Here is a 22922-nt window from a genome sequence, read left to right as displayed (position 1 = left end):
GGATGATTATGCGTACAATAGAGAAACAAATGTCTACTTATATCCCTTCTATTCCTCATTTATCAAGTGAGGATGTACAAGGACTTCAAATATATCGGATACATGATTTGGATAAAACCTATGTATTCCACTCTTATGACGAATTAGTTAAGTTTAAGCAGCGTTTAACAGAAGAACAATATGCATTACTCACTTTCATTGGTTTGCATATGTCCGTTAGATTCAATCATTTATTATATTTATTCAAAAGTAAATATTCACGTAAGAAAATAAATGATGCACTTCAAGGATTACTTTACTATCGTCTAATTGAGAAATGGCAAGTAGAGCTTTTTGATATGGAGATCTTTGAAGAAACATATACGTTATCCGATAATGGTTATAAGCTCTTAAAATACTGGCAAGGAAATATGTTCTTCTTTGCTCCAGAGCGAATTGATAATCATGGTAAATATGTTCACCTACGTTATTGGCATGATATAGACCTACTTTGCCACCTGCGTTATGCTTCATCCTTTTTAGGGCATATTATGCATCCATTCATTAATAAAGGGGTTTTTACCCCTCCTTTAAGTTTTATAGTAAACGGCGGGGAAGAGCGTAAATTTAATTTCGTTGTATACTCTACCTTGTTATCTGATAAAAAAGACCGATTAAAACGAATAATTGCTAGATGGAAAACTTTTGTAGAATCAGGAAAAGATATTATTATGCGGGGTTTTGGAAATAATCCTACTATCTTGGTTATTTATGTTTCTACTGAAAAACAAGCAAAGCAAATTAATAATGAACTATTACTTGACCTGCTTCCTGGTAAAGTATTGTTATGTATAGGAGAGACCTTGCATATACAAGGATTACAACATGCATTTTATCAGCCCCTTTCAGAAGGGGAGATTAAACAATTAAATACAAAGCTATTCGCAACACACTAGGCCACCCTTACAAGCTATTAATTTCTTTTAAGGGTGGCTTGTTTACTGCTTTGTATTCGCTGTTTAAACTCCTTTGGTAAACAATTATTCTCTTTTTTAAACAACTTATAAAACTGTGACATGTTTGCAATTCCAACTTCACATCCAACATCTGTAATACTAAGATCGCTTGTTATTAATAAACTTTCTGCTTGTTTGATGCGCTTATAATTCACATAATCAAAAAAGGAAATACCCATAATTCTTTTAAAGTATTTTATGAAATAATGATAGCTTAAATTTATTAAAGCGCATGCTTTGGTTACGGTTATCTTTTCTCCTAAATGATCTTCTACATAATCAAGTACTGGTTTTAAACGAGCCAAGTCGTCTTGTTCACTATAATTTAAAATGTTATGTTTGTCGTTTCTTAATAGTATTAAGAGTAATTTCTTAATAGCAACACTAATAGCGATTTCATATCCGTTTATTTTCTTTTTTGATTCTGTAAAAATTTCTATAATAAGAGCGTAAGCTTCATGTTTTACTACTTCATTTTGTTCAAAAATATAGTTTAACTCATTTAAGGATTTTGTTCGTTCTGAAAAGCAATGTAAATATTGTATAATGCTTCGGTCAAAGTGTTGATTTAAATTCACTTGGAACACAACGTAGTGTAAAGAATCTGCAGAAGGTTTATGTGACCGATGCAACTCAGATTTCCCTAAAATAAAAACATCTCCAGGGCCAAGAACAATATACTTTTCTTTACTTTGTATGCCTAAATATCCTTCTATAATTGCTAAAAACTCAATCTCTTCATGATAATGCCAAGGCGCCCTCTCAATTTGATCATAATAAGAAGTTTCCATAACAATGTCCCATACCTTTAAAAATAGTAATGGATTTTGATAAATGACCTTTTCTTCAATTGCTTCAGTATGTTTATTACAATTCCCTTCTGTCATAGACGTTTACACCTCCTTGTTAGCAATATAACACTTTTATCAAAAGTTTTCTTATTTCTTATAAAAAAAGGCAACTTTTGATAAAAACATAACGATATATAGCATATTTTTTCAATTAAAAAATTTCTATAATAATTTCAAATCAAGCAAAAGGAGGATATGATCTTGAATATTTTAAAGGTAGGTATTATTGGATGTGGAAGCATCGCGCAGCATCGTCATTTACCAGAATATGAAGCAAACCCATATGTACAGATTGTGGCTGTTTGTGATAGTAATAAAAAACGTGCAAAAGAGATTGCCAATAATTATGGTGTAAATATGTACACTGACTATAACGAGCTTATCAATTGTGAAGAGTTAGATGCAGTGAGTGTATGTACACCAAATCATTTACATGCATCAATTTCTATCGCTGCATTACAAGCAGGGATCCATGTGCTATGTGAAAAGCCAATGGCAACGTCAAAAGCAGACGCGGAAATGATGATTGGAGCTGCTGAAAAAAGCGGTAAAAAGTTAATGATTGGCCATAACCAGCGTTTTGTTGCTTCTCATCAAAAAGCAAAACAATTGATTAAAAGTGGTGCAATCGGCAAAATATATAGCTTTCGTACAGCGTTTGGTCATAGTGGTCCTGAAAATTGGAGTGTAGATGGAAAAGAGAGCTGGTTCTTTAAAAAAGAGGAGGCTTTTCTTGGTGCAATGGGTGATTTAGGTGTACATAAAGCGGATTTAATTCGGTATATTCTTAATGAAGAAATTACAGAGGTTGGTGCCTTTGTTGAGACAAGCGCGAAAACATTTTCGAATGTAGATGATTGTGCGGTATGCATATTAAAAAGCGAAAGTGGTATTATCGGAACACTTGCAGCAAGTTGGTCTTACGTTAGCAAAGAAGATAATTCAACAATTATTTATGGAGAAAAGGCCACTCTTCGCCTAGAAGATGACCCAACTAACTCACTCATTATCCAATATAAAAATGGGGAAGTTGTAAAATATGAGCTTAATAAAATTCAATCAAACGCCACAGTTGGCCAAAGTAATTCACATGTGATTGAGCAATTTGTAGTGTCTATCCTATCTGATAAGGAACCATTAATTAATGGTGTAGATGGAATGAAATCGTTAGAAGTCATTTTAGCAGCCATACAATCAAGTGAAACAAAACAAATTGTTACAATTCCATTATGAGAAAAGGGGAAGACATGATAAAACTACGCATTGGAATAATAGGGGCAGGAGGAATTGCACAAAATCGCCATATCCCTGCATTTGTAAAATTACATGACTATTGTACGATTACGGCTATACATGATAGAAGCATAAAACGCGCACAACAAGTCGCTAAGACATATAACGTTCCCTATGTATTTGAAACATATGAAGAAGTCTTTAAAGAAGTTGACGCTGTTTGTATTTGTACACCAAATAAGTTTCATTCTGAGATTTCTATCGCAGCATTACAAGCAGGGAAACATGTATTATGTGAAAAACCGATGGATTTAACAGCGACAGAATGTGAACAAATGATAGAATCTGCAAAAAACAGCGGTAAAAAACTTGCTATCGCTTATCATTATCGCTACATGAAGGAGTCACAAGTTGCAAAAAAAATGATGATAGATGAGATTGGAACGCCTCTTGTTGTTCGTGTAAAGGCACTCCGTCGACGAAAAGTGCCAGGATGGGGCGTTTTCACAAATAAAGAATTACAAGGTGGAGGAAGTTTAATAGATTACGGCTGTCATCTTCTTGATTTAGCACTATGGTTAATTGGAAATCCAAAACAAACAGAAGTCATTGGTAGTATCTATAATGCAGTTAGTAAGCTACCAAATCAAATAAACATGTGGGGGAAATATGATTATAAAACATTTGAAGTCGATGATCATGTTACCGCATACATAAAGTTTGAAAATGGAGCATCATTAATATTTGAAACTTCTTGGGCAGCAAATATTAAAAATGATGAAGAACAAGTAAGTATCTCCGGAGTAAACGGTGGAATGAATGTTTTTCCAATTGAATTATATACAACAAAACATAATATGCTATTAAATAGTGAACCTATTTGGATAGGATCTAACAGTGATCCTGGAATTTTGCAAGCAGAAAACTTTATAAAAGCTTGCTTATACGACGAGGAATTAATTGTAAAACCTGAGGAATCACTGCAAGTATCACAAATTATTGATGCAATTTACGAGAGTAGTAACACACATGTAGAAAGGACGGGAAGATAAATGAAATTAGGAGTATTTACAACACTTTTTTCTCATATGGAGTTTGAAGAAATGCTAGATTATGTACAAGCAGCCGGTTTGAATGCTGTAGAAATTGGTACAGGATGTTATCCTGGAGGATCGCACTGTAACTTAGATTTATTATTAGAAAGCGAACAAGCCAGAAGCACATATATAGAGCCTGTACAAAAAAGAGATTTAATCATTAGCGCTTTTAGTTGTCACGGAAATCCTTTATCCCCGGATACTGCTTTTGCAAAAGAATCCCATGAAACATTGTTAAAAACCATTCAACTAGCTTCACTACTAGACGTACCTGTTGTGAATTGTTTTTCAGGCGTAGCAGGTGACCATGAAAACGCAAAATACCCGAATTGGCCTGTTGCACCATGGCCAAATGAATACAACGATATTTTAAAATGGCAATGGGAAGAAAAGCTCATTCCTTATTGGAAACAAGTTGGTGAATTTGCAAAAGAACATGGTGTGAAAATTGGTTTAGAACTTCACGGTGGTTTCTTAGTACATACGCCATATACATTACTAAAATTACGTGAAGAGACATGTAATGCGATAGGTGCCAACTTAGACCCTAGTCATTTATGGTGGCAAGGAATTGACCCTGTCGCTGCTATTAAGTTATTGATGAAAGAAAATGCGATTTATCATTTTCATGCAAAAGACACTTACATTGACCAAGAGAATGTAAACATGTATGGATTAACAGATATGCAGCCCTATGGTAAGGTGAAAACAAGATCTTGGACGTTCCGTTCTGTTGGTTGTGGCCACAGCTTAGAAGAATGGGCGCAAATGATGAGTGCACTTCGTACATATGGATATGATTATGTTGTAAGTATTGAACACGAAGATCCACTCATGTCTATTCAAGAAGGATTTAAACGTGCAACAAAAAATCTTCAATCTATTTTAATTGAAGAAAATCCTTCACAGATGTGGTGGGTTTAACTTTGTTTTTTAAAGAATGAAATATTTAAAAATACCTTGAGAAAACCAATTATCCTGTATCTACCTCTATACAAAGTGCGGATTTTAAGAAATAATATTCTTTGAAACCTTCTTTCGGAATAGCAATATATATAAATATTGTCTTTTTATTGAAGGAATACATAAGAAGGGAGCACTACTTTGCTACGTATACAAAGAGGGTTCATGTACGATCCAGATGATAATGAGGTCATTGTGAACGAAATTTTCTACAACGCTACATCTGAACAAAAATTAGGCAGCAAAATGGGTGTGTTTGCTGCAGACAAACTACCTACTTCCATTTTTAAAAAAGTTCAAGAAAACGAAAGTATGTCTTATATGGAAAGTATGGAAGTAGAAGAACAAACCATTCCAGAAATACTTTTTTATTTAGACCAAAATCAAAAGCCAGAAAAACTTTATTTTGAAATGCAGTACATGGACTAATACCAAGAACTGAAAATAAGAGGGGATTTTCAGCAGAGGAAACAAGGGAGCTATTATTAATACATATAACAACTGCATAGAAGGTCCCTTCTTATCTTCATTCTATTAAAAACAATTGAATATCATATAAAAATAGATTAATATAAACGTATATTTATTGTTTAATTGATTCCGTTTATTCCCACACCTTATTGTGTTGTGGTTGAGTTGTAGAAGCAAGTTGTGTCTTGTTTCAATTGCGAAAGGGCTTCTTTGAGCCGATTAGTGTATATATAGCTTATTTTGCTATGCACGTTTTTAATCGACTTAAAGAAGCCCTTTTTGTGTTGTCTTTAAGTTAGGAATCACTTGTACGTAGACCTTCGGGGCTAATAATATGCGAAATAAAAAAGTACACCTATTGTGCTTTTTTGTTTCATTTAGAGGAGCGATTATATGGAATTTTACAAAGTATGGCATAAGAAAAAGAATATGAGAGTCATTAGTACTCATAATAACCATGAAACAATGGGCCTTTATTTAACAAAAACATATCCTTTCTGCGATTGTGTAAGGTACCTAAATGTTTAAAAGTTAAGCACACAGGTAATAACCATTAAAAAATAATGTGAATAACAGCACTAGGTTTACAGCGTTTCTTATTATTGTTAAAGATTTTTGAATTTGACATAAAAGAAAGAGAATAATTTCTAATTCATAGTAAACTAGATAAAGAGTGGAATATAAAATTTAAAAACTAGAGAATATATATAGAAGTAGGGTACTTGTTGCAATGCTAAAAACACTAGAGATTAGGATTTGTAAACCGGAGAGGAGTCATATAATATGATTACAGTTAACCGAGGGTATATGTACGATCCAGATGATAATGAAGTTCTAATTACTGAGATTTATTATGAAGCTGCTACAGAAACTAAATTAGGGAGTAAGATGAATAGCTTATCTTATTCAGTTCTTCCTAATAACATTAAAGAAAAAATAGAAGCAGTTACTTCATTATCCTATATGGAGAGCATTGAAATGTCACAGCAATTAGCTGCTGTATATCAGAATGAAATTAATAAGTATGGAGAACCGGAAAAATTGTACTTCGAGTACACAAATATGTAAGAAGAGAGAAGGCATTGAACGACCTAGTTCAATGTCTTTTTTTGAATAAATTCACAGAGATAGGAAAAATAGAAATACGGTAAGTAACTTTTACTGTATTCATCTTAAGTTCATATTTGCAGGTGAGTATTCAATAACAGGAGTTAGCGAAGATTATAATCTAAGCGGGATTATTTTTCTAAAATAAATATACAAGGGGGCGGAAAGGAGGCATGTTTTTTTGTCTCCTTCTTTTATTATGAGGACATTTAAAACTATCCAATTCGCAATGTTTACAAATATTAAGCATTACATGTTTCTGCTTACAAAGATTGAGCCAATATTAGAGGAACCACATCATGACTATAAGCTATTTCAATTTATTTGCGAGTTAGAGATAAATCAAATATATGAAGCACTTGAAGGCCAGAGGAATGATACTTATATAGATTCAAATGCCCATCCAGTATATATACATACACTTATTAAGCAGGCGAATTTACTTCAATATGTTATTTCCATTGTGCAGGAGGAAGGAGTTATCCATGCTGCATCGATACTATTGATGCACTCATTTGACTTGTACACCGTACATAGGATTACAAATTTATCAATTTCATATCTAAGAAACTTAGGGAATACACTTTCAAAATAAAACTAGGGGGATATCTACAATGAGCATTATTATCAATATCGCAAAAGTAAAAAAGCTTGTACCATATATTGTTTTAATAAGTAAAAGAGGAAATAGTAGTGCAGACGTTAGCCCCTTATAAGAATTCAAGCAGGTTACGAATGTTATCAAGCATTGCAAAACGTTGGAAAACAAGAAAACAATAAAAAAAATATATATAATAGCAGGGAGAAGAGAAACGCATGTATAATATACTTAAACGTCAATTTAATTACATTATCCGAGGGGTGATTCGGATTAACGAAGAGGTACAAAGAGAATTGGACCTATTGGTGCAAAAGATTCGTGAAACTGTATCTTCTGTCCAAAAAATCATCCTTTTTGGCTCTCATGCATATGGCACACCAAATGAAGACAGTGATTTTGATCTCTGTATTGTTGTGGAAGGTGTAGGAGAAAGAAAAAGGGAAGTCATTAATCGTATTAATTGGGGAATTTACGATGTAATGGAAACGCCAGTTGATATTTTAGTGTATGGGCCAGAAGAGTTTCAAGAACGTGCTAGTCGTACTGTAACTATGGAACATAAGATTGCACTAGAAGGGACGGTCCTATATGAGAAATATTGAGGATCTAAAAGAGTGGGTATTCATTGCAAAATCCGATTTAGATTCTGCTATTTACTTATCTGATATGAAACCTTTCCCCACTGCAATTATTTGTTATCATAGTCAACAATGTGTGGAGAAACTCCTAAAAGGATTTCTTGCACTAAACGGTAGGCCAGTCCCTAAAACTCATAACCTTTTAATGCTGCATAAATTTTGTTGTAGATTAGATGAGGAGTTCTCATTGATTTTAGAACAATGCGTGCAGCTAAATGGTTATGCTACTGACATTCGTTATCCGTATTTTGAAGCCCTTACTGTTCAAGATGGGTTAATAGCTATACAACATGCTCAAAAAGTAATGAGTTTCTATAATAAAAAGTTAAGCAAACTAAATATACATGAAATTGTAATTGATTAAAAATAGAGGATATACATAAGAGAGTGCCTATAGAAAGGGACTCTCTTTTTTCATTAAAAAAAGAGGAGGAGTGCTCTAAAGCAGAATGAAAGGTCAGGGTAGAAAAACTTGTTATAAATACCCATACCCCCAAAATAAAAAACACCCCGAATAATACAGTTGTTCTGTCGGTTATATATAAGGTTTAATCAGTCTTATCACTTAAAATATAAGGAACTATAGAATACTAGCAAAAAATTTAGCAATAAAAGAGGTAGCCTCATTTGGATAGTTTTTTTCCAAAATGAGGCTTTTAATAAAAATATTAATTCATTCTTGTGAAGCTTTATTCTATATTAATTTATCTATCCTATCCTGAAAATGCTTATACTAGCAGATACTCCTATTAAATTTCCTCCCTCAATATTACTCAGGGTTACTGTTCCAGTTGTTGAAGTATTGTTTACTAAAGTCAACGTAGAAGGAACTGTTGTAACAGTAAAAGCAACGGAACCTGTAGTTTGAATGCGATTTATTCCTGTACCATAACGTCCACCTGGGATGGATACACCATTTAACACAAAAGAAAATTGGTTTGCTTGCACAGCCGTTAATGTAAAATTTGCTACATATGTGCCAACTTGATTAATTACAATATTTGCAGTACCTACTGTGTGTGTAAGAGCTGCCCCTACTAATGGCCCATTGTTATTGAAAACAACTGCATTTCCAACAGCAACAGCCTGATTGGTAGTATCATATGTGTATAGATAATTTGTTAAAGTTAATTCTCCTATTCCAGTTGGTCCCGTTACCCCGGTTGCTCCGGTGGCTCCTGTATTTCCGGTTGGTCCCGTTGCTCCGGTTGACCCTGTTGCACCGGTTGATCCCGTTACTCCCGTTGGTCCTGTTGGTCCGGTCGGTCCCGTTACTCCTGTGACTCCTGTAGGTCCGGTTGATCCCGTTACTCCTGTGGCTCCTGTTGGTCCGGTTGATCCTGTTTCCCCCGTGGCACCGGTTACTCCTGTTGGTCCCGTTACCCCCGTTGATCCTGTTGATCCGGTTGGTCCGGTATTAACTGAATACATTTTAAGAGGTTGCAATAATATATCATCTACAAGTACATTTGGGCTTCCAGCTTGTCCTTCCTTATAAATAAATAAGATTGCCCGGTTTGCTAGCGGTGGAGAAATACCAGTAGTTTGGTATATTTCTAACCACTTATTATCATTATTACTAGGAAGACGATCTGATGGAATGATAATTTCTAATCCCACTTCCAATAAGGTAGAATTATTAAAGTAAGTAATACGGATTAATAGGGGAGAACTTCGCGCCCCTCCCATCTTTGCAAGTGATATAAAAAAATTATAGCTTTCGTTTTGAGATACAGATATGTCTTGAATAAGAAAAGAACTACTTATTCCTCCATTTAGGCTGGCACTATAAATACCTGAATGACTATTTGTACTGACGATTTCTGCATTACCTGCAACAAATGGGTAGAACGTCCCCTTTTCAAAGTCACCATTAATAATTAAATTAGAAACCAAAAAATCACCCCTTATTTGAAATGCCGTAGATAAAAAAATTTCATCTTCTATGAATTTATATAAAAATTTAATTTTTTATAACTTTTCCCCTTAAAAATACTTATTTGGGCTGCAAAACTTATAGAGGTATCTTTACTTTAATTTTAGATTGGAATACTAATTTCTGATCAAATGTGCAAGCAAAAAGGAGCCATAATTATTTTAGTATGTACATCAACTAAAAAACATTTTGAGGTATCAACCTATAAAAGGAGAATTATACTGTTTGTTAAGAAGGAAGTATACACTCAGTTAGATTCAATATAAAACTTAATTGTTATAAAAATAATTAAAGAAATTTAAAACTGAAAAAGAAAAACAAATGAATCTTTGATGATTATCATTAGTAACGTATATAATGTTTTTTTCATATATTACTCAAGGAGGTGTTAAATTGAAAAAAATTAGATTAACTGCTATTCAAATGCAAAGTAATCAATTTGGATGGGCTGGTATTCAATATTCAAATGATGATAGACAAGCTATTGTATACACAAAAAACTCAGGACAAAATTGGATAGTAGTAAATCCACTTAATGCTATTTTTCTATCAATTTATCCGGTAGATATTAATAGTGCTTGGGTTTATGGATTAACAAAAAAAGCAAACAATGAACTCGTCCCTACTTTATTTTATACAAATAATAAGGGGGAAACATGGAATGAAATCCTTATACCAGTTACAGCAGATTGGGAGAAAACTATAGAAGTCACTATTAATTTACACACAGATAATACAAATAGCATTTGGGTTATTATATCTAGACAAATTACATCTAATACATTTGAACATAATTTTTATGCTACTCAAAACAGAGGGCAGAGTTGGACAACCTCAAAGAAAATTAACTTTTCTAGTCCGATTAGATGAAATTTCAATTGTAACTTCAAATCTTCCACTTACACATAAAAGTAATGGTAAAGTAAACCTGAAATTAGCTCACACCTTAGTTAATGAATATCACCCATATTCTTAACAGGAAACTTTCATACATAACTGGCGAACAGATATGCTTTGATGCCTATTTTTATATAGAACATATTACATACATTTTATTTATACATAGCATAGATCATCAGGAGAATTAAAGAATTAAACAATTAAATTGAGGAAAAATAAATATTACGGTAAAGGATTATCCCCCTCCTCAAATTATGATAGATACAGATGCTTCTAAACTCATATTCAAATATTGTTTGTATGCATACGGTTCTATTGTATGGGACTCTCAGAATTCTTAATGACTATATTCAATGAAAGGGTGGGAAAAATTTATGGCTATTCAAGTCGGTGATGTAGTTGCAATTATGACACCACAACCAGCTGGAGGTTTTTTTATGCTAGCACAACCAGTTCAGGATCTTTGGAGAGTAGTGGAGGTATCTCCTCCTGTTGCAAAAGTTAAAGGGGTGACAAATCGTTGCACTATCCTGTGTCCAATTAATCAACTTGCTGAGTTACCCTCAGAACAAATCACTCAAATAATGCATGAGTCTGATCAAAGAAATATCGAATATTTCAATTGGAGAGCCTCCCTTCAAAATCCCAATCGATTTTATAGAGAAGAAATACCTAGCAATGAATATTTTCAAAGCCATGGTTCTATTTTGCATATCGACGCTGACCAAAGATTTATGGAAAAATGCAAAAAAAAATATGAAGAACTTGGGGTTAAAGCTAACGCATATTATTTAGACACCCCTGAAATGGCTGATAACATTGAAAGTTTGCTAAAACAACACAATCCTGATATTTTAGTCATTACAGGGCATGATGGGTTATTAAACCAAGAAAATCCTATGTCATTAGAATCCTATGACTCCTCGAAACATTATTATAATGCAACAAAGAAGGCACGCGAATTCGATAGAGATAAGAATAGTTTAATCATCTTTTGTGGAGCTTGCATGTCCTTTTTTGAAGCATTAATCCAAGCGGGTGCGAACTTTGCTAGTTCACCAAAAAGAGTTAATATTCAAATGTTTGATCCTGTCTTCATTGCTGAGAAAATTTCAAAAACCCCCTTTCTTACTAAGGTAAATCTGGCCGAAACCATAGGAAGTACAATCTCCGGATTTGACGGAATTGGCGGTATGGAGTCCATTGGAAAATCAAAGCTTACAATACCCAAAATAAATGATGTTTCTATTCCTAATCGCAACCATCCAGTTACTTCACCTCAGTCTGTCTCGTATAAATATAACCCGCGATCTTCACATTATTTCTAAAAAAGCATAAAGGTTTATATGACCTCCCTTGACTGCGGAAGAAGGGTTCTGTTGCAAGGTTTCTTAAGAAGATAAATAAAGACATGTATGAATGGGAAGATATTATGCAGCTAGCAGTAATTGTTAGTTAGTGTCCAACAATTGGGGTGCAGTTCATTTGTGAATGCGCCTTTTTATTTGTTGTTCTTATCTCTTTTAAATTGAATTAGAATATTGATAATATCTTTTTAAAGATATCTTAGTTTTAAACCCTACTCTGCTTACCAACTTATCTTCAGTTAAGCCCTGCTTAATAAGACGGAGAATAAAAGTGTTTCTCATCTGCTGAGCAGAAATACGCCTATTTAATTCTGCTCGCTTCACTTCTAGTCGAATCATCTTTTGTATAGCAACCTCAGACAGCGCTTTGGGGGCATCATTTTCGTATACCCATCGATAAGTACCTCGATTAAAATCAAATGCTACAAATAGTGGATTATCTGTATGTTGTCGAGGTCTTACAGGTTCCTGAATGGTCGTATAGTATTTAAAAAGCTGGTGTGTATCTTCATCAGTTAAAAAGACACACTTAGTTACTCCATTTTCCCCAGGGACACTTATGGTGTTTCTAGCAAATTTAATATGGCTCATATTAAGCGATACAAGCTCTTGCAAGGACAATCCATAGTTTACTATTAAATTTATTATACAAACGTTTCTATCCATAATAAGAGGGCGATATTTAGCTTGTCTTTCTGTTAATCCCTTTGTTGAAAGTATCGTTTGTTTTAAATGTTTTTCTTCTGCTTCGGTAATAAAATCCTTATCACTTAGTGATTGATCAGGAATTAAGGAGAAGTCCAAATCATCTAATGGGCTATCTATCGCTAAAAACATATGTAACTTCTTTAAAACCACCCATATTCTGTGTCTTGTTTTCTGCGAATATTTTCGTTTGTTTTCTAACTCAGAGAAATAAGCCTGATAGTCTGCTTCAGAAAGTTCACTCCATGTTTTAATATGAAAAAGTATCTTATTTACTTCTAACCACTTAAAAAAATCCTTTATATCGTATGCATAACGTTGAATTGTAGAATGTTTTCGTCCTTTTCCATTTAAATACGCAGAAAAAGCTTCTAAGGTTTTCTCTAAGCAAATTGTTTCGTTCATAATAATCACCTAATTTCTTTGATATATTATAACAGAAAATAAGCGAAAGACCTGCTACCGCCCTTTGCTACGCACGGTTGCTGGCATATCCAAAACGCAAACGGATACTCTGTAAAATAAAGAAATGACAATAGCTATCCTGTCTTACAAAAACAAGAGAATTTATATAATGTGTAACATTATATAAATATTGATACACCACTTTCATTAAGTGGTGTACTTTTTTAATTTTATAGACTCTTATATGATCTATTTACAACAACAACGACACATCTGCCCAGAGATAATAAAGTTGTTTCTGTAGTGTTTAAAGAAATGTAAGTACTATTTTAATGAACTACATGCTACTAAATTAAGTTTATAATTTATAGTTGTAAGATGCATAATAATGAATAAGGAAAATAATTAATATATAATTTAAGAAGAACCAATGTACCTTTGAATTAAACGTGAGTTCTCTTATAGAAACTTTGAAAGTTGTTTGAGGACATTGGTTTATTAATTTTACTAGATGCGATATTATAAAATTGTGCAGTGACCTTTAGGTGATTCCGACCATTAACTGGACTGGGGCTATTGTTCATAGACCTCTAATATTGATGTGAGGCACTCCATTCAATTAGAAAGATGGCACTGCACATTAAATTAAATATAAATTAACGGATTACCTGTCAATTTCGACAGGTTTTTTATTATTTCAAAAGGAATATTATAGTTAATGTCGAATATTCCTGTTTAATAGACTATATAGAGAAATTTTAAAACAAATATAGTGAATAGTGTGCAGTTGAAACTCTAAAAGTGTATGGAGCTAGTGAGTCTAGACTCTTTTATTAAATCTGAGATTAAATATCTGGCGATATAATCCTAACATGCTACATTGGGCCTAAGCTCTAACAGAAACTTGGATGGTCAGATATAATCATACTGCTTACTGTTCGGAGAGGAAATCATGGAAAATACGATTACTCCTTTTAGTTATGGGAATCATTCAGATGATAAAGGTCAAGAGATTCGTAAGTTTTATCAGTTTTATGTTGGGATAGATATTGGGGCTAGCTTTCATGTAGCTTCTTGTATTAAATTTGATGCTTTTTTAGATCCTAAAGGAATTGCTTGGAAACGAACAAAAACGATGAAATTTAATTCCGATAGCACAGGAATAGCGGAATTTTTAAAGGCTTTAAAACAAATAGAAGATCAATTTAATATTACCAGAGATGATTTCTTAATTCTTTTAGAACCTACTGGTGGACATTATTCCTATTTAGTTCAGCAAGTATTATTGAATGAAGGGTATCAACTCTTTCAAGTGGAAAATAAAGCAGTTGGTGAATTTCGTAAGAATAATCTAGGTATCTCAGAGAAATCAGATTCAATGGATGCCAAAGTAATGTCCTATATGGGATGGCATAAGCAACTCCACCCTCACATGCAGGGAGTTACTTTAATAAAACCTCAAACTGTTTTACAATCCCTATTCCGGACGGTTATGCGAGATCGATGGTATTTAAACGTTCAGTTAACTCGAAGAAAAAATCAAGTTCAACAATTATTAAAAGTAACACACCCAGACTTAAATAAAGCATTTAAAAAATTGGGTACTTCTTCTGTAATGAAATTAGTATTAGAATACCCTACGGGTCTCCACATGAAAAAATCATCGGAAGATGAGCTTTATAAGGCAATTTCTAAAGCTGGAGCTAAGAATGTAGCGAAAAGGGCTGCAAAAACACTCTCTGAAATTATGCCCTATACAGTGGCTGTCCCTGTAGAACATCTAGTAGGAAGGCAGAAATGGGTAATTGAAGAAGCCTTGCGGCTTGAGGAAAGTATTCAACTTATCGATGTGGAAATTCATTCTCTCCTTAGAGGAGATCCCGAAAAAGGAATTGAACCACATCCATACACAGAGTTACTTCTTTCTTTTCCTTTTGTAAGTGAAAATATTGCTTGTACTCTAATCGGTGTTATTGGCGATATAGATCGATTTAATACATATAAAGAGTTTAAGAAATACCTTGGTGTTTCGGCTGAAAATTCGCAATCTGGAACTTCTGTACGCTCGACTAAACAGACATATAGTGGTGTTCGAGATGCACGTCGGGTACTTTATCAGATGTCTATGATGATGTTAGCAAATGGAAAACGAAAGCCTACTGTATTTAAAGCATATTATGATCGTAAAGTGGAAGAAGGAATGATAAAGAAAAAAGCAATTGGTCACCTTTGTGGTAAAATTGCAAATTTAATCTATACAATTTTAAAAAGTAGCCAGAAATATGATCCGAAAATACATGCAGCAGCTTGTGGAATAGAATGGAATGAAGTATATGAATTAGAAGAAAAACAAGATTCTGTATTATTGAGCTAACTGTAAAATTTAGTTGAAGAAACAGGATTGATGAAATGTTTGAAGACTAATACTTAACAAATTTAAAAGTGGTGATATAAGTGAATTTCAAAACGAAAAAAAGTGAATTAAATAATATTGAACAATTGGTTAGGTTAATTAATTCAATTCCAAAAAAACAATCAACCTTGTTAATTGGAATAGATGGTTGTGGAGGTTCAGGAAAAAGTACATTCGCAAATAAATTAAAGGATGAATGTTCTAATGTAACTGTTGTACATATGGATGATTTTTATTTACCATCCTCACAACTTATAAAAACACCTCCAGAGAAAAAGCCTATCGGTGCTGATTTTGATTGGAGGCGTGTATTAAATCAAGTTCTTGAGCCTATCAGTCAAAACAAAGAGGGACGTTATCAGCGATATGATTGGGAAACAGATGATTTAGCAGAATGGCATACTGTTCCCGTTGGAGGAATTGTCATAATAGAAGGTGTCTATTCTATTCGCGAGGAATTATCAAGTAAATACGATTTTACAATATGGGTTGATTGTCCACGAGAAACAAGGCTTTCACGAGGGCTTGAAAGGGACGGAGAAGAGGCTCGTAATATGTGGGAAAATAATTGGATGATTTCTGAAGACATTTATGTTGAAGAACATAAACCTTTTGAAAGAGCAGACATCATTGTTAATGGAACTAGATAAATATTTTTTAGCCTAACGGATAACTTTTCTTGAATAAGTATCCATTTCCCTAAGTCTATTAAAATACCAAAAATCCCTGCTTTTTGATTGAAATCAGGGATTTTTTCTATGTTTAATAATTGTAGTTTATTTTAAAAACACTACACTACATTTAATTTACAATAAATTCGTTTAAAACATAATAAAGTTATTTAAAAAATACTGGTCATGTTATTCAACAATTGAGCCATTTAATTGAATAAGACTACACAAAAAGTCGCTTTCCCTTACGTAAGGAAAGTGACTTTTTAGCTTGATTTCCCCCTTGTTATCAAGCTATTTATTTTAAGTTCCTTTGACTAATTTCGAAAATGTTGTTGACTATTCAGTTGAACTGTATTACGTTATTACTAAGTTGAACTATATAGTCGAACTGAATAAAGGGTGAGGATATGAAACATAAATTATTACCGTTGTCTGAAACCATGCATTATATTTTATTAGCTATGCGTGAGCCACTCCATGGCTATGCCGTAATGCAGAAGATAGAAAAGATAAGTAACGGTACTGTTATTTTAGCAGCTGGTACATTATACGGTGCGATTGAAAACTTGAATAAGCATGGTTGGATTGAATCTGTTGGAGAGTCAGGTCGGAGAAAAGTTTATATGATAACTGCGGAAGGAAGTGCCATTTTGAAAATGGAGCAAAATAGGCTATTACATATTTTATCCCTGTACGAAGGAAGTGAATCGAATGAAGAAAGCTAAGATATTTTTTGATATCGAAAAAGAGGAGCAATGGCTGAATGAGCAATTACAAAAAGGCTATCGTTGTACAAATATTAGTGGATTAGGAATATACACGTTCGAAAAAACCGACAAGAGATATGTGATGCGACTGGATTATCAAGATTATTTGTCAAAGAAAAAGTTTAAAGATTACAGAGTGATATATGAAGATTTCGGTTGGAACTATATACAGGGGCCCTGGCTTAGTGGAACTCGATATTGGCAAAAAGAAGATGATGATCAAAATGAAATCTTCTCGGATCGCCAATCAAAGAGCAATTATTATAAAAGATTGATGGGTTATTCATCTGGTATTGGTATACTGTTATTGCCTTATTTTCATATGCTTTACAAGAATTCAGGTGTATATTTAACTGAAGGTCTTTGGAGTATGAAAGGTGCATTGTTTTGGAAAGCATTATTATTTGAAACTCCATTTGTCCTTTTGAGGTTGCTTCCAGCCCTTATGCTTGTTTTCGTTGGTATCAGCTTCTATAAAAATTATCAAAAGTATTCAATGTTAAAAGAAAAATAAACGTTTTTTAAATTTTCCAGAATCGCGCGCTATTGTTGAATAAACCTTAGATTTCCAAACGACTTTATTGTTATATTTTTGAGTACAGTGAAGTATCTTATATCGAAAATTAAATAACTATATTTTAACCCCGTCCTAAATTTAGTATGGGGTTATGCTTGGTTTAGGTATTAAAGTTAAATAACTTTATTGTCTTTATACAACATCTTCATGAATAGCACATTTACAGTAACAAGTACTTTAGTTACAATAAAAGTATATTTTTCGAATATTCAATCTACACCCTCAAAAATTATCAAAGAAGCAAGGTAAACCAATCTACTACCTTACCCAACATGATTACGAAGTAATAGGAAATTAGAAACAGTATGAATATCAAACCAACCTTCCTCTCTTCAACTGATTAGAAGAATGATTTGTTTATTTTGTCTATTAGGAGATTTTAAAAATGCAAAATAGTTATTACCACTTGTATTGCCCAAAGGGTGTACAAAGCCGATACAAATTGCTTGTATTTAACGTCAGTAATGAGCCATTTTTGCCGCTAACTGACTTTTATGATGATGTCAGTAAAAAAATCTCAGAGAGTTCGGCACTGTCTTATCTACAATGCCTTCTACCATTCTTTAGTTGGGTGGATAAATACAGCGTTTATCAAGGTAAACGTGTTCAGTGGAGCGATTTTCCAGAAGCCATACGTATTGCTGTAGAAGATTATTTGATGGATCAAATGGCTTGTAAAGTTCGAGAAAAGGATTCTTTTCGTTTTATCAATCGTTCCAATAGAAGCCCCAATACAGTTCACCTTTTTCTTTCGGCTCTCAAGTCGTTTTACAACTCCTTGATTACACTGAGGCAATACAGCTATCCCAATCCCCTTATCGACTCTCACGCAATATTAAATGAATATAAAGCAAATACAGAAGGTGTGAGAGAAAATAAACCGCGACTACCTGATAAGGCCGGAACGGAAGACCCGCTTGTACATAGACGTTTGACAGATTCCTACTTTAAGCTCATTAACGAGGAATGGCAACCTGAAATCATTGATGATCATCTTCTCTACCATAAAATCAAACAAGCTGGTAATCAAGTTAATTGGTCATTACGAGAGAAGGTCATCGTCCGTTTGTTATTTGAGACAGGAGCAAGAGTATCCGAAATAATTAAACTTACAATTGGAGATTATCGTTCCCGTAAGTCCTTTCAAGAAGTTAAAACATTTAGTAAAGGCAGTTATGGTCGTAGGGTGAAATTTCTTCGCTTTAGCAAAGACACCACGAAACTCCTGTTTCAATATATCAACAAGGAACGGAAAATATTTGACTCTGCAGGGCGGAATTTTTATTTGCTACCTAACGATGCACCAATGTTCCTGACGGAACGAGGAACCCCTTTGTCATATCAGACCTGGTATCCGCACTGGAATAAGGCCATGACGTTGATGGACATAAGGTTAAACCCACACAAAATAAGACATTGGTTTGTTACGACCAGTATGCGTGAAATTTATAATATCTCCAAAACTGATGCAGAAATCGCCCAACGTAAAAATGAACTTATTAAATATATGAAGTGGAAACAAAAAGAGACGATTGAAGTTTATGAACACCACTTTGATGAAGAAAGGCATCGAGGTTTTCATGACAAGATGCTTGAACATATAGCAAAGAAGGAAAAGGAGTACATGAATCAATCAAAACAAAAACGAATAAAAAAGGCAGAACTGACCATTGTAGACACAGCAAAAGACATAGAGTTAGAAGTGGATATACAAGTTCTACTGGATGATTTTGAGGGTGAATTATGGCAACAATAATAAACCTACCTATCTCCCCATTTTATAATGAATTAATAGGAAAAGTAGATGAGCACATTCTGCATTTGCAGGATAACAGAGGTTTGTTTTTGTTAGATAAATTAGACGAAAAACCTATAAAATATCTTCTCGGTTATTGTCTAAATACACTTTGGAAGAATCAATTGTTATTAAATATGTTCCTTAGTGGAGAAAGAAATTTAGATGTTGAAACTATTTATTCTGCGACCGGAATATTGAATATAAGACTTAGAGAAATATTTTATGCTTATAATTTACAAACTTTTGCTGATTTTGATCCAGAAAAACACATATACGAGTATATGAAAGGAATCATTTGTCCTGAACATTCAAATGATCAGAAAGCAAAGTTTTTACGTTGCTATAACTTAGCTTCCTACTCAATTAACAAATGGTTTACAGCAAGGTTAAGTCAAAAACAACAGGAGTATTTTGAGCAATACTTACTCCCTACGCCTATGTTTGATAACCGAGATTTCTCGGTTTCTAAACAAGCAAGGGAACAAGCTCAAAACACTCGTAAGAGTGAGACAGACGTCATTGTCCCTTACCTTCCTCAGATTCGGGCGGAAGCAAATTTCCGATGGAGTTTGATGCAAAGATTGCGAAAAGCCTTTCTAACAGTTTGTAGGCAAGCTAAAAAGGACGATATCACATTACCCTTAGAATTTCATTACGATGAGCCTGAACGTATTGGAGAGAGGTTTTACTTCCGCTTATGGGATAAATCTTCCTTTGTTCTATATCACAAAGAGAAATTTGCAGAAGGAGTTGTAAAATTAGCAAAAAAGCGTAAAGGAACGTATTCAGAGGAGAAGCAGAATTATTTTATAGAGTTTGTGAAAGCTGAACGCTTGGAAGATAACGATACAGTAGAAGGCCTATGGTTTGCAGAAATCCTGCAAGAAGGCGTATTAGGAGATTGGTCTCAAAATGCGACGGATGAAGAGTTAAAACGGAAACGAGAACTCCTATTCTCATGGGGATATGGCGAAGAAGGATCAATCACTAATCCTAAACCTTTCCAATCTATGCACAAAGGAATTCTATCTACAAATAGCTTTGGTTCTCTTCTCAACAATAAAGCTGAAGGTATTCTATTTGACGTACAATCTTTTTATGTCGCAGCAACCTTCGGTCTGTTAGCAATAGACATTTTGACGACAACAGGGGCAAGAATTAATGAATTACTACAAATTAACTCTTCAGAAAATGGTCTGCGGGCTATGAAAATAGGTGGCGATTTAAAGTTTTCTTTCTACGCTGTCCCAAAAGGACGAGATACAGTTGAGTCTTACCCAATTAGTAAGCATACCTTTCAACTAATAAAGAGAGTCAATTTGATGCTGAAAGAGCATTATCAAGGAGAAATTCCGAGTGTAAAGTATCGCGGGAGAAGGACACGCCTGTTTCCAGAGCCAAAACCTTATTTCTTTCAATATAATGAGAAAGCATTCACACATCCTGTCATTTATTCGTGTCTCCGTTTTCTCTTGCATGGATTATATTTCGAGACGCAAGAAGGAAAACCTATTACCTTTAAAGCACACCTATTACGTCATGCGTTCGCAACAGAAGCTGTTCAACGCCATGAAATTCCCATTGATATTGTAGCGAAAATCCTGCATCAGCGTGATTTGAACGTAACAAAATATTACTCTGAACCCACTACAAGTCAAGTAGCTGAAAAGGTTGGAGAATTGCATAGTGTAATTTCAAACTATGTTGACTTAGATGAAGCGATTCTTCGGAGTCCTGAAGAACTTCAGAAGGAATGGGAGGAACACAAAGCAAAAGTAGGTGTATATAACAATGTACTGGGCGGTACTTGCGTCACAGATAAAGTTTGTCCTGTAAAAATGGCATGTTTAGGATGTGTAGCAAAAATTCCGCAACCTGAAAAGAAACATGAACTATTTGAAATTGTCGAATTATCTAAGGATATGGAAAAGCGATTTATTTCTATGGGGTTAACACTTGAAGTGAATAAGGCAAAACAGATGCGAAAACTTGCAAAGAATGAATTAAAAGAGATTGAATTAATTGAAAAATATCGGGAGGAACAGACACATGAGCCACACATTTTCTTCAAGAAATAATCGAACATGGCTCAACGGAGTTTATGAATCACGTAGCCAACGTTCTCTTCTGTTAGGGAAGGGGGCAATTGACCTTCTGGTCAAACAAAACCTACCTGTTACATTAAAAACTGTATCGGAGAAGTCCAAAGAGATTGATTCCGAAGGAAAAGGGATTCACCCCAACACAATTACGACAAATTCCGAATTGAATGAGTATTATAAACAACACAGCAAAACATACAAGAAAAAATCAAATTCTAATCAGTCTCTACAAAAGCGTTCTGTTGCCTTTCCTCCTGTTGATTATCGCCGCATAAGTGCAGAACGAAACATAGAAAATGCAAAAAGAAAGTATATGAAAATGTCAAAAAAAGAACTTGTACAGCGACTACTCTTGGCGGAGCAATATATTGCAGAAAACAATCGAACGTGGATAGAGGAGCAATTTAAGAAATTTAAGTAAGTTCTCTTGGTTAAATCACCCTAAGTTTCATTAAATATTCTTTTTCAACAACCAAGGTTTTACTTTGGGTACAGATCGCAAAATGAAAAAAACACGCTAAGGATTTTTCGAATCATTTTAACACTAATTTAAATTGTATTGTATTCGAAATTAGATAGACCATTTCGATAAGTTGTATTGTATTAGGTGCTAGTTAAATTTAAAAGATTTCATTAAAATAAGGTGTAATATAGATTTTAATTTTTTAATGGAGGAAAAATTATGGAACGAGTCGATGTAGTATATGCACTTATTTATGATGATACAAACAGAAAAATTCTTATGGTCGGAAACAAACGTGAAAATGGTAGTGAATGGAGCCTCCCAGGAGGGGCAAGAGAAAGTGGAGAAACTTTGGAACAGGCAATTATCCGTGAGACATTTGAAGAAACAGGGTTAACAGTTGAAATTAAAGATGTATTTGCTATTAATGAAAAGTTTTTTCCACATGCACATGCTGTAATATTCACTTTTGTAGCTAGAATAGTCGGAGGCGAAATATCTATTCAAGACAAAAATGAAATTACTGATATTAGTTGGATAAACATAAAAGAAGCTGAAGAAATTATGTTTTATTTCCCTGATGGCGTTCAAAATTTATTAGAAAAAAGACTAGTAGCTCCTTACTACTTCCAAACTAAGTAGAACAAAAAGAGCGATTACATAGTTTAAAACATTTAGAAAGCTAATTCTATCTATATATTAAGAAAGAATTAGCTTTTTGGTATTTATTTTTCTTAGCCTGGTTATTTCCGAAATGCTGGCGGTACCCTTACTTGATGACAGCCAATACAAATGTTGTGGTAAATGAGGTCATTTGTGATACAAAAAGAGGATAGAACATACAGAATTATTCTGTTTG

The 22922-nt window shown here is 33.8% G+C and carries 22 protein-coding genes; 19 read left to right on the top strand and 3 right to left on the bottom strand.

Translation table 11 applies throughout. The features are described 5' to 3' along the window. The first annotated feature begins 8 nt into the window (after positions 1-8). Complete coding sequence (locus tag AXW78_RS29685; RefSeq protein WP_061885126.1) at positions 9-935, top strand: hypothetical protein; 927 nt, start codon at positions 9-11, stop codon at positions 933-935. Positions 936-952: 17 nt separating this feature from the next. Here the strand turns inward: AXW78_RS29685 and AXW78_RS29680 are convergent, their stop codons facing one another. Continuing rightward, positions 953-1882, bottom strand: coding sequence for a helix-turn-helix domain-containing protein (locus AXW78_RS29680; protein ID WP_061885125.1), 930 nt, complete (start codon positions 1880-1882; stop codon positions 953-955). 165 nt (positions 1883-2047) lie between these two features. Here AXW78_RS29680 and AXW78_RS29675 point away from each other — a divergent pair, with 165 nt between their 5' ends. The 8 genes from AXW78_RS29675 to AXW78_RS29640 all read left to right on the top strand — a co-directional run bounded on the left by AXW78_RS29675 (position 2048) and on the right by AXW78_RS29640 (position 8320). Further along, on the top strand, positions 2048-3079 hold the full coding sequence (locus AXW78_RS29675; RefSeq protein ID WP_102947904.1) for a Gfo/Idh/MocA family protein: 1032 nt from the start codon (positions 2048-2050) through the stop codon (positions 3077-3079). Positions 3080-3093: 14 nt separating this feature from the next. Further along, complete coding sequence (locus AXW78_RS29670) at positions 3094-4131, top strand: Gfo/Idh/MocA family protein (RefSeq protein WP_431307482.1); 1038 nt, start codon at positions 3094-3096, stop codon at positions 4129-4131. After that, complete coding sequence (locus AXW78_RS29665) at positions 4132-5100, top strand: sugar phosphate isomerase/epimerase family protein (protein ID WP_061885122.1); 969 nt, start codon at positions 4132-4134, stop codon at positions 5098-5100. Between the two features lie 204 nt (positions 5101-5304). Beyond that, on the top strand, positions 5305-5568 hold the full coding sequence (locus AXW78_RS29660) for a hypothetical protein (RefSeq protein ID WP_061885121.1): 264 nt from the start codon (positions 5305-5307) through the stop codon (positions 5566-5568). An 825-nt stretch (positions 5569-6393) separates the two neighbouring features. Next, the gene (locus AXW78_RS29655) at positions 6394-6678 is read left to right on the top strand and encodes a hypothetical protein (protein ID WP_000633821.1); all 285 of its coding nucleotides are present in this window, start codon (positions 6394-6396) and stop codon (positions 6676-6678) included. Positions 6679-6916: 238 nt separating this feature from the next. Further along, positions 6917-7312 (top strand): hypothetical protein, encoded by a 396-nt coding sequence (locus AXW78_RS29650; protein WP_061885199.1) that lies wholly within the window; start codon positions 6917-6919, stop codon positions 7310-7312. A 221-nt stretch (positions 7313-7533) separates the two neighbouring features. Then, on the top strand, positions 7534-7920 hold the full coding sequence (locus tag AXW78_RS29645) for a nucleotidyltransferase domain-containing protein (RefSeq protein ID WP_000282361.1): 387 nt from the start codon (positions 7534-7536) through the stop codon (positions 7918-7920). Then, positions 7907-8320 carry a HEPN domain-containing protein gene (locus tag AXW78_RS29640; protein ID WP_061885120.1) on the top strand — a complete coding sequence of 138 codons (414 nt, stop codon included), beginning with the start codon at positions 7907-7909 and terminating at the stop codon, positions 8318-8320. The genes AXW78_RS29645 and AXW78_RS29640 overlap by 14 nt, the downstream gene beginning before the upstream one ends. Before the next feature lie 344 nt (positions 8321-8664). Here AXW78_RS29640 and AXW78_RS34140 read toward each other — a convergent pair whose 3' ends face one another. Then, positions 8665-9852, bottom strand: a complete 1188-nt coding sequence (locus AXW78_RS34140; protein ID WP_061885119.1) for an NTTRR-F1 domain — start codon at positions 9850-9852, stop codon at positions 8665-8667. Positions 9853-10285: 433 nt separating this feature from the next. Between AXW78_RS34140 and AXW78_RS29630 the strand changes: the two genes are divergently transcribed. Together AXW78_RS29630 and AXW78_RS29625 are read left to right on the top strand one after the other, a co-directional pair. Further along, positions 10286-10762, top strand: a complete 477-nt coding sequence (locus AXW78_RS29630; RefSeq protein ID WP_061885118.1) for a VPS10 domain-containing protein — start codon at positions 10286-10288, stop codon at positions 10760-10762. 404 nt (positions 10763-11166) lie between these two features. Further along, positions 11167-12120: a sporulation peptidase YabG gene (locus AXW78_RS29625; protein ID WP_061885117.1), complete on the top strand. Its 954-nt coding sequence runs from the start codon at positions 11167-11169 to the stop codon at positions 12118-12120. A 195-nt stretch (positions 12121-12315) separates the two neighbouring features. Here AXW78_RS29625 and AXW78_RS29620 read toward each other — a convergent pair whose 3' ends face one another. Further along, entirely contained in the window at positions 12316-13269 is a 954-nt protein-coding gene (locus tag AXW78_RS29620) for a tyrosine-type recombinase/integrase (RefSeq protein ID WP_061885116.1), read from the bottom strand. Between the two features lie 952 nt (positions 13270-14221). Between AXW78_RS29620 and AXW78_RS29615 the strand changes: the two genes are divergently transcribed. From AXW78_RS29615 to AXW78_RS29580, 8 genes are all read left to right on the top strand, one after another. Then, positions 14222-15643 carry an IS110 family transposase gene (locus AXW78_RS29615; protein WP_061885115.1) on the top strand — a complete coding sequence of 474 codons (1422 nt, stop codon included), beginning with the start codon at positions 14222-14224 and terminating at the stop codon, positions 15641-15643. 116 nt (positions 15644-15759) lie between these two features. Next, on the top strand, positions 15760-16332 hold the full coding sequence (locus tag AXW78_RS29610; protein ID WP_231122486.1) for a uridine kinase family protein: 573 nt from the start codon (positions 15760-15762) through the stop codon (positions 16330-16332). Positions 16333-16763: 431 nt separating this feature from the next. Further along, positions 16764-17081 carry a PadR family transcriptional regulator gene (locus AXW78_RS29605; protein ID WP_000681020.1) on the top strand — a complete coding sequence of 106 codons (318 nt, stop codon included), beginning with the start codon at positions 16764-16766 and terminating at the stop codon, positions 17079-17081. Then, on the top strand, positions 17068-17637 hold the full coding sequence (locus tag AXW78_RS29600) for a DUF2812 domain-containing protein (RefSeq protein WP_061885113.1): 570 nt from the start codon (positions 17068-17070) through the stop codon (positions 17635-17637). Before AXW78_RS29605 ends, AXW78_RS29600 begins: the two co-directional genes overlap by 14 nt. Before the next feature lie 448 nt (positions 17638-18085). Further along, the gene (locus tag AXW78_RS29595; protein ID WP_061885112.1) at positions 18086-19456 is read left to right on the top strand and encodes a tyrosine-type recombinase/integrase; all 1371 of its coding nucleotides are present in this window, start codon (positions 18086-18088) and stop codon (positions 19454-19456) included. Further along, on the top strand, positions 19444-21576 hold the full coding sequence (locus AXW78_RS29590) for a site-specific integrase (protein ID WP_061885111.1): 2133 nt from the start codon (positions 19444-19446) through the stop codon (positions 21574-21576). The genes AXW78_RS29595 and AXW78_RS29590 overlap by 13 nt, the downstream gene beginning before the upstream one ends. Then, on the top strand, positions 21548-22021 hold the full coding sequence (locus AXW78_RS29585; RefSeq protein WP_061885110.1) for a hypothetical protein: 474 nt from the start codon (positions 21548-21550) through the stop codon (positions 22019-22021). Before AXW78_RS29590 ends, AXW78_RS29585 begins: the two co-directional genes overlap by 29 nt. A gap of 261 nt (positions 22022-22282) precedes the next feature. Beyond that, positions 22283-22705, top strand: coding sequence for an NUDIX hydrolase (locus AXW78_RS29580; protein ID WP_042596292.1), 423 nt, complete (start codon positions 22283-22285; stop codon positions 22703-22705). Positions 22706-22922: the final 217 nt, after the last annotated feature.

It is taken from the genome of Bacillus thuringiensis (assembly GCF_001595725.1).
Lineage (GTDB): Bacteria > Bacillota > Bacilli > Bacillales > Bacillaceae_G > Bacillus_A > Bacillus_A thuringiensis_K.
This window is presented reverse-complemented; position numbering and strand designations above follow the sequence as displayed.